Genomic DNA, 12,393 nt, shown 5'->3' on the forward strand with positions numbered 1-12,393 from the left:
TTCCTCGCGACCATCGAGTCATCGACAACGAAGGGACGCAGTTGTCATGTCCGCTACAACACTGCGATTACCGCTGTTGCCCCGCCGACACAGAGCCCTCTTCCTCGTCCTCCTGGCCCTGCTCACCACGATCCCGGCCCTGGGACTGGTCCTCACGGCAGGCGGGAAGGCCGAGGCGCACGGCACGCCCATGAAGCCCGGCAGCCGCACCTTCCTGTGCTGGCAGGACGGGCTCACGGACACCGGGGAGATCAAGCCCGTCAACCCGGCGTGCGCGGCAGCCGCCCAGGTGAGCGGCACCACGCCGTTCTACAACTGGTTCTCCGTGCTCCGCTCGGACGGGGGCGGCCGCACCCGCGGCTTCGTCCCCGACGGAGAGCTGTGCAGCGGCGGGAACACGAACTTCACCGGGTTCAACCTGCCGCGCGACGACTGGCCGCTCACGCATCTCACGGCGGGATCGACGGTCGACTTCTCGTACAACGCATGGGCCGCGCACCCGGGTTGGTTCTACGTCTACATCACCAAGGACGGCTTCGACCCGACCCAGCCGCTCACCTGGGACGACATGGAGGAAGAGCCCTTCCTCACGGCCGATCACCCGCCGCTGAACGGCACGCCGGGGACGGTCGAGGCCAACTACTCGTGGACGGGCACGCTGCCCGAGGGCAAGGACGGCCGCCACATCATCTACATGGTGTGGCAGCGCTCGGACAGCCAGGAGACCTTCTACTCCTGCTCCGACGTCGTCTTCGACGGCGGCAACGGTGAGGTGACGGGCATCAAGGACCCGGGCGACACCCCGACCGAGCCGCCGGCCGGCGAGTGCTCCGCCACCCGCCGTACCACCGGCACCTGGTCCGGCGGCTACCAGGCCGAGGTGACCGTCACCAACTCCGGCGACATCCCATTGCTCGGCTGGATGGTGGACTGGACGCTGCCCGACGGGCAGGCGATCGACAGTCTGTGGAACGGCACCGTGACGACCGAGGGCCAGGACGTGATGGTGCACAACGCCGATTGGAACGGGTCCCTGGATCCGGGTGAGAGTACGACGTTCGGCTACGTCGTCACCGGTTCAGGGGATGATCCCGCCACCGATCTGGCCTGCCGGCCAGGGTGACGATCGGTGGGCGGGAGCGGTACACCGGCTCCCGCCCACGTGTCCACGGTCCCGCCTGCTGAGCCTGCAGGCGGGATCACTTCTGTGTGCCCTGCCCGGTCATGACCGTCTCCACGGGTACGCACTCGATCTCGAAGAAACTCAGCTCGCGGGGGTCACAGACGATGACGTCGGGCTTTGGGGTGTTCTGGTCGTCGAACATGACGCACTGCTCGATCACGACCTCGTAAGGCTCGATGCAGGCTGCCTTGAGTGCGTCCGCGATGCCGTCCCGTACATAGTTGTGCCACAGCTTGATCTGCCCCCGGGCCACGATCACTCCGTCCACGAGTTCCCAGTCGAAGGGCAGCTCCAAGTGCTTGACCTGGTCGAAGGTCCAGCCGTCCGCCGGCGGGAACATCCAGGTGTCCTCGGTGGCCCGCTCTCCCCGGGGGTTGATCATCACTGCTCCCATGGGTGCGAGTGTGGACGTGGGTACGCGCCGTGGTCCTGTGTACGACGGTACCGTCACTCGAAGTAAGGGGGCCACGGCTCGCCGTTGACCTGCGTGGGCCGGCCGGCGCCACCTCATGTGCCACTTGGAGTGAAGATCGCGTCGCACCGGTTCATCCGGCGAAGTCTTCTCCGGCCTGCGTCCTAGCGTGCCCGGCATGACGCAACAGGCGACCGATCGCGCGGGTGAAGGCCCAGGCAGGCGACAGTTTTTGACGCTGGCCACAGGGACTGGCGCGGCGGCACTCGGTGGGCTCGCCGGGTGCGCGAGCCACGACGCGGCGAAGCAGGGCCGCCCCACCCGGGAGCCCGTTGGCAAGGTGAGGAGCGAACCCCTCCACAAGCCCGCCCCACCGCGCCCGCTCGACACGAAGGCGGAGAACGCCCGCCGCGGCGACCGGGACTGGCGCGTGACCAAGGCCGGTCCGGCGGGGGCGATCGAGGGGTACGCCGACCGGGTCAGCGTGCTGCCGGGGGAGTCGTTCGGGCTGCATGTGTCCACCACGGCCTCCCGGTTCACGGTCTCGGCGTACCGCATGGGCTGGTACGGCGGGGCCCGCGCCCGGCTGGTGTGGCGCTCCCAGGACCTGCCCGGCAGGCGCCAGCCGGAAGCGGCGTTCGATGCGCGCACCCGCATGGTGCACACCCGGTGGCCGCGCACGACGACGGTGCACACCACCGGCTGGCCGGAAGGCAGCTATCTGCTCCGCCTCGACGCGCACGGTGGGGCGGGCCAGCGTTTCGTACCGCTCACGGTGCGGTCGGCGTCCACCGCGGGACTGACAGTGATCATGAACGCGGTGAGCACCTGGCAGGCGTACAACCGCTGGGGCGGCTACAGCAGCTATCTCGGCGAGTCCGGGAGCTACCAGACGCGTTCGCTGACCGTCACCTTCGACCGGCCCTACCAATACGCCGACGGGGCAGGCCTGTTCCTCGTGTACGAGGCACCGCTGATCGCGCTGGCCGAGCGGATCGGCATCCCGCTCGCCTACACCACCGGCGTCGACGTGGCCCGTGACGAGCACCTCCTGAAGGGCGCGACCACCCTCGTGTCGCTGGGCCACGACGAGTACTGGTCGCCGGAGCAGCGTGCGCATGTGACCGCCGCGCGGGACGCGGGGAGCAACGTGGCGATCCTCGGCGCCAACTGCTGCTTCCGGCGCATCCGGCTGGAGGACACGGAGCTGGGGGCGGACCGCACGGTGGTCTGCTACAAGACCGCCTACGAGCAGGACCCCGGCTTCCAGCAAGGCCGCCCGGCCACGACGGACTTCCGTGCCGGACCCGGTGCCGCGCCGGAGAGCTCCCTCCTGGGCGTGATCTACGACGGCTATCCGGCGGACGCCCCCTATGTGGTCACCCACCCCGGGCACTGGCTGTTCGAGGGGACCGGGGTGAAGGCGGGCGACAGCTTCCCGCACCTGGTCGGCGTCGAGTACGACCGGGTCGACACCGGCTTCCCCACCCCGCGCCCGATCGAGCTCCTGGCGCACTCTCCCCTGGTCTGCGACGGCCGTCGCAGCCACCACAACAGCGCTTACTACACCGTGCCGAGCGGTGCGGGCGTCTTCGCCACGGGCACGATGCGCTGGGTCGAGGCGCTCGACGCACACGGCGACGGCCGCAGCGGCAACCATCATCTCGACGCCCGCGCAGGCGCGTTCACCAGTCGCGTCACCGAAAACATGCTCCGCGTCTTCGCCCAGGGCCCGGCCGGCCGTACCCGCCCGGCGAAGGACAACCTGCGCACGGTGTACGCCTAAGTCTGAGCCGGCCTACGGGCCGGCATCGCCGGGTGGCCGCCATCCAGAAGGCGCCGGGAGAAACGCCGAGGGCCGCTCGGCCGGCATGCAGTCAATTCACAGGCAGTTCATATGTTTCTGCCCCGGTGTCGCACGGGCCCGGGCGTTACTCCCAGGTCTCAACTCGGGAAAGACTGCCGACCAAACCTGTTTTCGATCTTGCCCCTGCCTCGGAAAGTGGACTATACCTGTCGGCGTCCGTATGGCCGTCGACCGGCCGTGGGCGGACCAGGGGGGCGGGGGTGATGGAGACGGTTTCACTGGCACCGAATGCGCTCTCAGCAGTGCCGGCAACCGTGTGTTCCAGTCGGTCCCCGTGCCCCGCACGACCCAGCTCCACCCAACCCCCTTGTCAGGGGCGCACCGAGTACGCCGTCCGACCCGGCCCTGTGGCCGGGGCCCGGGGGTTGCCTCCCGGGAAGTCACAGCACATCATCGCGGTGCCGGGGAGGATCCGGTTCACCGCCTGAGTCCTGGAGAAGGCGAGGACTTGAGCATGGGACCCACTTCCGGCCAGAGCACCCCCGAGAACGCCGGCAGCAACCACGCGGGTGTCGGCCGCCGTGATCTGATCAAGCGGTCCGCGGCGCTGGGCCTGATCGCCGTTCCCACGATGGGCTTCCTCTCCGCGTGTGCCACCGGCGGTGGCGGCGGCGGTGAGAGCAAGCCGAGCAAGGCCCCCGGCAAGACGTCCGCGAAGAACCCGCTGGGGGTGGAGAAGGGCGCTCCGCTGGAGGCATTCATCTTCAAGGGCGGTCTGGGCGACCAGTACGCCAAGGACGCGGAGGCCGACTACAAGAAGACCTACGGCGCCGAGGTCAAGCACACCGGCACCCAGCAGGTCGGCCCGAAGCTCACCCCGCGCTTCGCGGGCGGCAACCCGCCGGACGTCATCGACAACTCCGGCGCCGACCACCTGGACATGAACAAGCTGTCCACGCAGGGCCAGTTGCAGGACCTGAACGCGCTGCTCGAGGCCGCGTCCATCGACGACGCGAGCAAGAAGGTCAAGGACACGATCCACCCGAGCACCATCGAGAAGGGCAAGCACGGCGACGTCTTCGACGTGCTGTACTACGCCTTCACCATCTACGGCACCTGGTACTCCCAGAAGCTCCTCGACGACAAGGGCTGGGAGTACCCCAAGACCCTCGACGAGATGGTCACGCTCTGCGGCGAGATCAAGAAGGAGGGCATCGCGCCCTGGACGTACGCGGGCAAGTATCCGTACTACGTCCACTTCAACCTCTTCGCCCAGATCGCCAAGATCGGCGGCATGGACGGCTGGATCGCCATCGACAACCTCGAGCCGAACGCCTGGACGAGCAACGACGCGGTCAAGCAGGTCGTCGAGCACTACGAGGAGCTCGCGGCCAAGAAGTACTTCCTGGCGGGCAGCCAGGGTCTGACCCACATCCAGTCGCAGACCGCGTGGAACAAGGGCAAGGCCGTTTTCATCCCGAACGGCTCCTGGGTCGAGAACGAGTCCGCGCCGACCACGCCCAAGGACTTCGGCATGGCCGTGGGCGCACTCTTCGACGGCGGCTCCGGCGACAAGATGCCGCACGGCACGCTGCGCGGCGAGCCGAGCGAGCCCTACATCGTGGCGAGCAAGGGCAAGAACCCCGCGGGCGGCATGGAGCTGCTGCGCATCATGCTCTCCAAGAAGCACGCCCAGAACTTCGCCACCAAGGTCAAGTCGCTGACCTGCGTGGTGGGCGCCACCGACGGCATGACGCTCTCGCCGGGCCTCGCCTCCGCGAGCAAGGTCTTCAAGGAGGCCGGCGAGAACCTGATCAGCCTGCAGCTCCAGGAGTGGTACCCGGCGCTGACCGACGAGAAGATCGGCGGCCTCACCAGCGAGCTGCTCACCGGCGACCTGAAGGCCGCCGACTGGATCAAGAAGACCCAGGCCTACTGCGACGCGGTCGCCAAGGACGACTCGGTCAAGAAGTTCAAGCGCACGGCCTGACCGGGTAGGCAGGCAGCACGGCACGCCGAGGGGAAGGGCCCGGGGAGCACCATGCAGCACGGCAAGTACCGATTCATCGTGGGCTTCCTGGCCCTGCCTCTCATCATCTACGCGGTCTTCGTGATCTCGCCGTTCGTCCAGGCGTTCCAGATCTCGATGACCGACTGGTCGGGGCTCGTCGGCACCGCGAAGTTCGTCGGCCTCGACAACTTCCAGAAGCTGTGGAACAGCGACGACTTCTGGAACGCGCTGCGTCACAACCTCTACATGCTGATAGCCGTGCCGATCGTCACGCTGGGGCTCGGCCTGTTCTTCGCCTTCATGCTCAACGTCGGGGGAAAGCGCCGTAAGAACGAAGTGGTGACCGGTGTCGCCGGCTCGAAGTTCTACCGGTTCGTCTTCTTCTTCCCCCAGGTCATCTCAATCACGATCATCGCGGTGATCTGGTTCAACATCTACAACCCCGACCCGCAGGACGGCATGCTCAACTCCCTGCTGGGCGCGGTGGGCCTGGACAGCCTGCAGAACGCCTGGCTGGGCGAGAAGAGCATCGCCCTGCTCTGCATCATGGCGGTGATGATCTGGTCGCACGTCGGCTTCTACGTCGTGCTGTTCTCCGCCGCCATGGCGTCCATCCCGCGGGACATCTACGAGGCCGCGCTGCTGGACGGCGCCAACCGCATGCACACCTTCTTCCGGATCACGCTGCCGCTCCTGTGGGACACGGTGCAGACGGGCTGGGTGTACATGGGCATCATCGCGCTGGACGGCTTCGCCCTGGTGCAGATCATGTCGGTCAACATGGGCGGTCCTGACGGCGCGACGGACGTCATGCCGCTGCGCCTCTACCAGACCGCCTTCCGTGACAGCCAGTTCGGCTACGCATCCGCGATGGGCGTCGCCATGCTCATCGTCACCATGACGTTCGCCATCCTCACCATGCGCTTCGCGCGGCGTGAGCGGATCGAGTTCTAGGGGTACGGGCGCATGACGACCGAAATCGACGGGGTGGCCAAGGACGACGGCGTGGCCGGGGGCGAGGCGACGGCCAGGCCCGGCGTCACCAGGAAGCTCGGCCCGACCGACGGCCGGAGCTCCGAGGGCGGCATCCTGAACGTCTTCTCGCACGGCATGCTCATCGTGTGGGCGCTCATGGTCGGCGTACCGCTGCTGTGGGTGCTGTGGAGCTCGTTCAAGACCAGCAACGGCATCCTCTCCGACCCCTGGGGGCTGCCCACGAGCCTTCACTTCGAGAACTGGTCCAACGCCTGGGACAAGGCGAACATGGGCCAGTACTTCATCAACACCGCGATCGTGGTGGGCGGTTCGCTGATCGGCACCATGGTGCTCGGCTCGATGGCCGCCTACGTCCTGGCCCGTTTCGAGTTCCCGGGCAACAGATTCATTTACTTCCTGTTCGTGGCGGGCATGTCGTTCCCGGTCTTCATGCTGGTGATCCCGCTCTTCTTCGTGCTGCGCGACTTCCCCGGGACGTCCCTGCTGGCCACGTACCAGGGCCTGATCCTGGTCTACATCGCGTACTCGCTGCCGTTCACCGTCTTCTTCATGACGGCCTTCTTCCGCACCCTGCCCACCTCGGTCGCGGAAGCCGCCCTGATCGACGGGGCCTCGCACACCCGGGTGTTCTTCCAGGTGATGCTGCCGATGGCCAAGCCCGGCCTGATCAGCATCGGGATCTTCAACTTCCTGGGCCAGTGGAACCAGTACCTGCTGCCCATGGTCCTCAACCAGCAGGAGGACAAGTACGTCCTCACCCAGGGCCTCGCGATGATCGCGCTCCAGCAGGGCTACGAGAACGACTGGGGCGCCCTCATGGCCGGAATGATGATCGCCATGCTTCCGGTGCTCATCGTCTACTTCATCTTCCAGAGGCAGGTGCAGGCCGGTCTCACGGCAGGCGCGCTGAAGTAGCCTCAGGCCACCATCACCGCCCGGTACCAGGGAGGACGCCCCGTGAACCGGGCTATCGGCACGGCCCTGGACCTGGATCCAAGGGCAGCGATTTCTGTCAAGCTCTTGACTCTGGTAACCCCTTCGGCAGAGCTTGGAGTTCACAACTTGTACGTGGCCCGGTTCACCGCTGCCGTGAACCGGGCCCACGGGCGGCATCGACGCTGCCCGTCCTAGGGCAGGAGTGGATGGGTCGATGGAGACTCCGGGGTCGCAGTCGTCGCTGCACCGGGCCAATCTCGAGCGGGTCGTGCGCGCCGTGCGGCTGGCCGGAGCCCTCACGCAGGCCGAGATCGCGAGGACGACGGGTCTGTCCGCGGCGACCGTCTCCAACATCGTGCGGGAGCTCAAGGACGGTGGAACGGTCGAGGTCACGCCCACCTCTGCCGGTGGCCGGCGGGCCCGCAGCGTGTCCCTGAGCGGGGATGCCGGCATCGTCATCGGCGTGGACTTCGGGCACGCGCATTTGCGGGTCGCGATCGGGAACCTCGCCCACCAGGTGCTCGCCGAGGAGTCCGAGCCGCTGGACGTGGACGCCTCCTCCGCACAAGGCTTCGACCGGGCGGAAGAGCTGGTCAACCGGCTGATCGCGGCCATAGGGGTGGACCGCTCCAAGATCGCCGGGGTGGGCCTCGGCGTGCCCGGCCCGATCGACGTGGAGTCGGGCACCCTGGGTTCCACCGCCATCCTGCCGGGCTGGACCGGAACCAAGCCCGCCGAGGAGCTGCGCGGCCGGCTCGGCGTCCCCGTGCACGTGGACAACGACGCCAACCTGGGCGCCCTGGGCGAGCTGGTCTGGGGCAGCGGCAGAGGCGTGCGTGATCTCGCTTACATCAAGGTCGCCAGCGGTGTCGGTGCCGGCCTGGTGATCAACGGCAAGATCTACCGGGGGCCCGGCGGCACGGCGGGTGAGATCGGACACATCACACTCGACGAAGCCGGCCCCGTCTGCCGTTGCGGGAACCGGGGCTGCCTGGAGACCTTCGCGGCCGCGCGCTACGTGCTCCCGCTGCTCCAGTCCAGTCACGGCACCGACCTGACCATGGAAGGCGTCGTGAGACTGGCGCGAGAGGGTGACCCGGGCTGCCGCCGCGTGATCGCCGACGTCGGCCGTCACATCGGCTCCGGGGTGGCCAATCTCTGCAACCTGCTCAACCCGAGCCGCGTGGTCCTCGGCGGCGACCTCGCCGAGGCCGGAGAACTGCTGCTGGGGCCCGTCAGAGAGTCCGTCAGCCGCTACGCCATCCCCAGCGCCGCGCGCCAACTCTCCGTGCTTCCCGGGGCACTTGGGGGCCGCGCCGAAGTACTCGGGGCGCTCGCGCTCGCCCTCAGCGAGATGGGTGATTCGACCCTTTTGGATGATGCGCTGCCTGCCGCCACCCCTGCCTTCACCTAAAGAACGAATTCAGCCGTTGCCATCTCGTTAAGGATTTACTTCTTGACGTCGCACGTGCGGCCGAGTTGACTTCCAGCCACCTCGGCCGCAGCGTTGCGGCCCTGTCAGGGAGGCACCCCACACATGAACGCAACGATGCGTAGAGTCGTGATCGGCACCGCCGCGGTTTCCATGGCGCTGTCGCTCGCCGCCTGCGGCAAGGCCGGCGACAAGAAGGACGACAACGACTCGAGCAGCAGCTCCGCCGGTGGTAGCAAGACCATAGGCCTGCTGCTTCCTGACAGCGTGACCGCGCGCTACGAGAAGTTCGACAAGCCGTACTTCGAGGACAAGGTCAGCTCGCTGTGTGCCGACTGCAAGGTCGAGTACGCGAACGCCGCCGGTGACGCCGCCAAGCAGGCCCAGCAGGTCAGCAGCATGGTCACCAAGGGCGTCAAGGTCATCGTGGTCTCGGCCCAGGACTCCGCCGCCATCAAGTCCTCCATCCAGGCCGCCGTGAACAAGGGCATCAAGGTCGTCGCGTACGACCGCCTCGCCCAGGGACCGGTCTCCGCCTACGTCTCCTTCGACAACGTCAAGGTCGGCGAGCTCCAGGGTCAGGCCCTGCTCGACGCCCTCGGCTCCAAGGCGACCACCAAGTCCAAGGTCGTCATGGTCAACGGTGACGACGCCGACCCGAACGCCGGCCAGTTCAAGCAGGGCGCGCACAAGGTCCTGGACGGCAAGGTCGACATCGCCTACGAGCAGTCCGGTCTGTGGAAGGACACGGTCGCCGCGCAGAAGATGAAGGCGGCCATCACCCAGCTCGGTGCGAAGAAGATCGCGGGTGTCTACTCCGCCAACGACGGCATGGCCGGCGGTATCGCCACCACGCTCAAGGGCGCCGGCATCAGCGGCATCCCGCTGACCGGTCAGGACGCGGAGCTCGCGGGTATCCAGCGCATCGTCGCCGGCACCCAGTCGTCCACCGTCTACAAGGCGTTCAAGCCTGAGGCCGAGGCCGCCGCCCAGATCGCCGTCAACCTGGCCGAGGGCAAGAGCATCTCGTCGCTCGCCACCACCACGCAGACCAGCGGCTCCGGCGACAAGGTGCCCTCGCAGCTGCTGACCCCGGTGTCGGTCACCAAGGACAACATCAAGGACACCGTGGTCAAGGACGGTCTGTACACCGTCGCGCAGATCTGCACCTCGGACTACGCGGCGGCCTGCAAGACCGCCGGCCTGCAGTAATCCGCACCGGTCCCATGTGCCCGGGTGATCGCATGACGACACCCGGGCTACGACCGCCGCTCGGCGGCGGTCCCGCGTAACCCTCCGACGCCCGCTTCGGCCTACAAACCCCGCTGCCGGGGCGGGCGTCGGACGGAACCGCTGCCGTACGCGGCGGATTCGCGCATTCATTTTGTAAACCTTGTGCGTGCACCCGAGGAACCCCGAGGTACCGCGCACACCCCTCCGCGCCTGATCAACAAGCGCGGCATCCCCGCCGGTCAGGCGGCGAAGGAGATGGTTCACGTGTCCGCTACGCCCGTGCTGGCGTTGCGCGGAGTCTCCAAGCGATTCGGTGCGGTGCAGGCACTCACCGACGTCGATCTGGAGGTCCACGCCGGAGAAGTGGTCGCCCTGGTGGGCGACAACGGCGCAGGAAAGTCGACCCTGGTCAAGACGATCGCGGGTGTGCACCCCATCGATGAGGGCGTCATCGAGTGGGAGGGCAACCCGGTCAGCATCAACAAGCCGCACGACGCCCAGGGACTCGGCGTCGCGACGGTCTACCAGGACCTCGCGCTCTGCGACAACCTCGACGTGGTCGGCAACCTCTTCCTCGGTCGCGAGCTGCTGCACCGCGGTGTCATCGACGAGGTGACGATGGAGAAGCAGGCGCGCGAGCTGCTCAGCACGCTCTCCATCCGGATCCCGAGCGTGCGCATCCCGATCGCCAGCCTCTCCGGCGGTCAGCGTCAGGTCGTGGCCATCGCCCGCGCCCTGATCGGTGACCCGAAGGTCGTCATCCTGGACGAGCCGACCGCCGCCCTCGGCGTCGAGCAGACCGCACAGGTCCTCGACCTGGTCGAGCGGCTGCGTGAGCGCAACCTCGGCGTCATCCTCATCAGCCACAACATGGCCGACGTCAAGGCGGTCGCCGACACCGTCGCCGTGCTGCGCCTGGGCAAGAACAACGGCTCCTTCCCCGTGAAGAGCACCAGCCACGAAGAGATCATCGCCGCGATCACGGGCGCCACGGACAACGCCGTGACCCGTCGTGCGGAGCGTCGCACCACGGAGGCGGCAAAGTGAGCGAGACGTCCAAGACCGAGAAGACCGCGAAGGCCGAGCCGGCCGGGGCGACGGCCACGGCCGCGCCCGCCGACGACCCCACGGCCGCGCCCGTCGCCGCCGTCGTCGACCCGCGTCTGCTGGTCCGCGAAGAGGGCTTCAAGGGCTATATAACGGAGTTCAAGCGCAAGGTGAAGGGCGGCGAACTGGGTTCGCTGCCGGTCTTCGTCGGCCTGATCATCATCTGGACCATCTTCCAGGTGAAGAACAGCCTGTTCCTCAGCGCGGACAACCTGTCCAACATCAGCTACTTCCTCTCGGCCACCGGCATGCTCGCCATCGGCCTGGTGTTCGTGCTGCTGCTCGGCGAGATCGACCTCTCCGTCGGCTCGGTCAGCGGTCTGGCGTCCACGGTGTTCGCCGTGTTCGCGGTCAACCACGGGATGAACCAGTGGCTGGCCCTGATCCTCACGATCATCACGGGCGTCCTCATCGGCGCGCTGCACGGCTGGTTCTTCGCGAAGATCGGCGTCCCGGCGTTCGTGGTCACCCTGGCCGGCTTCCTCGGCTGGAACGGTCTGATGCTGTGGCTGCTGGGCGACAGCGGCACCATCAACATCCCGGCCGACAGCGGTCCGGTGCACGTGCTCGGCCAGAGCTCCTTCTTCATGGACCAGGACATCATCGGCGCGTACCTGCTGGCCGGTCTCGCTGTCGTGCTGTCGGCCGTGGGCTCCTTCAACGAGCAGCGCCGCCGCCGCGCGGCCGGTGTGCCGTTCCGGCCCACCAGCGAGATCCTGATGCGCGTCGGTGCCCTCGCGGTCGCGGCCTTCGCCGCCGCGGCCGTGCTGAACAGCGCCGCCGGTGTCTCCAACGCCCTGGTGATCTTCCTCGCCGCGCTGGTGATCGTCGACTTCGTGCTGCGTCGTACGACCTACGGCCGCAAGGTCTTCGCGGTCGGCGGCGGCATCGAGGCGGCCCGTCGTGCCGGTATCAACGTGCCGATGGTCCGGATCACCGTGTTCGCCATCTCGGGCGGCTTCGCGGCGATCGGCGGTATGTTCTTCGCCGGCCAGACCGCGAGCGCGACGCTGAACGCCGGTGGCGGCAACACGCTGATGCTCGCCATCGCGGCGGCCGTCATCGGTGGTACGAGCCTCTTCGGTGGCCGTGGTTCGGTGTGGTCGGCACTGCTCGGCATGCTGGTGATCCAGTCGATCCAGACGGGTCTGGACCTGCTGAACATGAACACGTCGATCCAGTACATGATCACCGGTGCGGTGCTGCTGGGCGCCGTGGTCATCGACTCCGTGTCCCGGAGGAGCCAGAAGGCGGCCGGCCGCGCCTAGTCTCTTTT

10 protein-coding genes are annotated in these 12,393 nt (G+C 67.5%); 9 read left to right on the forward strand and 1 reads right to left on the reverse strand.

What is annotated here, in order from left to right:
• Positions 1-46 precede the first annotated feature (46 nt).
• Positions 47-1,123 carry a lytic polysaccharide monooxygenase auxiliary activity family 9 protein gene (locus tag ACWD4J_RS22850; protein WP_451397260.1) on the forward strand — a complete coding sequence of 359 codons (1,077 nt, stop codon included), beginning with the start codon at positions 47-49 and terminating at the stop codon, positions 1,121-1,123.
• A 76-nt stretch (positions 1,124-1,199) separates the two neighbouring features.
• Here ACWD4J_RS22850 and ACWD4J_RS22855 read toward each other — a convergent pair whose 3' ends face one another.
• The gene (locus tag ACWD4J_RS22855; RefSeq protein ID WP_451397261.1) at positions 1,200-1,577 is read right to left on the reverse strand and encodes a hypothetical protein; all 378 of its coding nucleotides are present in this window, start codon (positions 1,575-1,577) and stop codon (positions 1,200-1,202) included.
• Between the two features lie 358 nt (positions 1,578-1,935).
• Between ACWD4J_RS22855 and ACWD4J_RS22860 the strand changes: the two genes are divergently transcribed.
• The 8 genes from ACWD4J_RS22860 to ACWD4J_RS22895 all read left to right on the forward strand — a co-directional run bounded on the left by ACWD4J_RS22860 (position 1,936) and on the right by ACWD4J_RS22895 (position 12,385).
• A complete protein-coding gene (locus ACWD4J_RS22860; RefSeq protein WP_451397262.1) occupies positions 1,936-3,381 on the forward strand; it encodes a N,N-dimethylformamidase beta subunit family domain-containing protein in 1,446 nt (481 codons plus the stop codon).
• A 535-nt stretch (positions 3,382-3,916) separates the two neighbouring features.
• Positions 3,917-5,392, forward strand: coding sequence for an N-acetylglucosamine/diacetylchitobiose ABC transporter substrate-binding protein (ngcE, locus tag ACWD4J_RS22865; RefSeq protein WP_451397263.1), 1,476 nt, complete (start codon positions 3,917-3,919; stop codon positions 5,390-5,392).
• A gap of 51 nt (positions 5,393-5,443) precedes the next feature.
• A complete protein-coding gene (locus ACWD4J_RS22870; protein WP_451397264.1) occupies positions 5,444-6,367 on the forward strand; it encodes a carbohydrate ABC transporter permease in 924 nt (307 codons plus the stop codon).
• 12 nt (positions 6,368-6,379) lie between these two features.
• Complete coding sequence (locus ACWD4J_RS22875) at positions 6,380-7,324, forward strand: carbohydrate ABC transporter permease (RefSeq protein WP_451397265.1); 945 nt, start codon at positions 6,380-6,382, stop codon at positions 7,322-7,324.
• 235 nt (positions 7,325-7,559) lie between these two features.
• Complete coding sequence (locus ACWD4J_RS22880; RefSeq protein WP_451397266.1) at positions 7,560-8,759, forward strand: ROK family transcriptional regulator; 1,200 nt, start codon at positions 7,560-7,562, stop codon at positions 8,757-8,759.
• A 123-nt stretch (positions 8,760-8,882) separates the two neighbouring features.
• Positions 8,883-9,989, forward strand: a complete 1,107-nt coding sequence (locus ACWD4J_RS22885) for a sugar ABC transporter substrate-binding protein (protein ID WP_451397267.1) — start codon at positions 8,883-8,885, stop codon at positions 9,987-9,989.
• 276 nt (positions 9,990-10,265) lie between these two features.
• Entirely contained in the window at positions 10,266-11,057 is a 792-nt protein-coding gene (locus ACWD4J_RS22890) for an ATP-binding cassette domain-containing protein (RefSeq protein WP_451397334.1), read from the forward strand.
• Positions 11,054-12,385, forward strand: coding sequence for a sugar ABC transporter permease (locus ACWD4J_RS22895; protein WP_451397268.1), 1,332 nt, complete (start codon positions 11,054-11,056; stop codon positions 12,383-12,385). The genes ACWD4J_RS22890 and ACWD4J_RS22895 overlap by 4 nt, the downstream gene beginning before the upstream one ends.
• Positions 12,386-12,393: the final 8 nt, after the last annotated feature.

The organism is Streptomyces sp. NPDC002577 (genome assembly GCF_053594815.1).

Excerpts from the sequence above, each read along its gene's own strand:
- ACWD4J_RS22890 (WP_451397334.1), top strand. The coding sequence starts at position 10,266 with ATGGTTCACGTGTCCGCTACGCCCGTGCTGGCGTTGCGCGGAGTCTCC.
- ACWD4J_RS22880 (WP_451397266.1), top strand. The coding sequence starts at position 7,560 with ATGGAGACTCCGGGGTCGCAGTCGTCGCTGCACCGGGCCAATCTCGAG.
- ACWD4J_RS22855 (WP_451397261.1), bottom strand. The coding sequence starts at position 1,577 with ATGGGAGCAGTGATGATCAACCCCCGGGGAGAGCGGGCCACCGAGGAC.
- ACWD4J_RS22850 (WP_451397260.1), top strand. The coding sequence starts at position 47 with ATGTCCGCTACAACACTGCGATTACCGCTGTTGCCCCGCCGACACAGA.
- ACWD4J_RS22875 (WP_451397265.1), top strand. The coding sequence starts at position 6,380 with ATGACGACCGAAATCGACGGGGTGGCCAAGGACGACGGCGTGGCCGGG.
- ngcE (WP_451397263.1), top strand. The coding sequence starts at position 3,917 with ATGGGACCCACTTCCGGCCAGAGCACCCCCGAGAACGCCGGCAGCAAC.
- ACWD4J_RS22870 (WP_451397264.1), top strand. The coding sequence starts at position 5,444 with ATGCAGCACGGCAAGTACCGATTCATCGTGGGCTTCCTGGCCCTGCCT.
- ACWD4J_RS22885 (WP_451397267.1), top strand. The coding sequence starts at position 8,883 with ATGAACGCAACGATGCGTAGAGTCGTGATCGGCACCGCCGCGGTTTCC.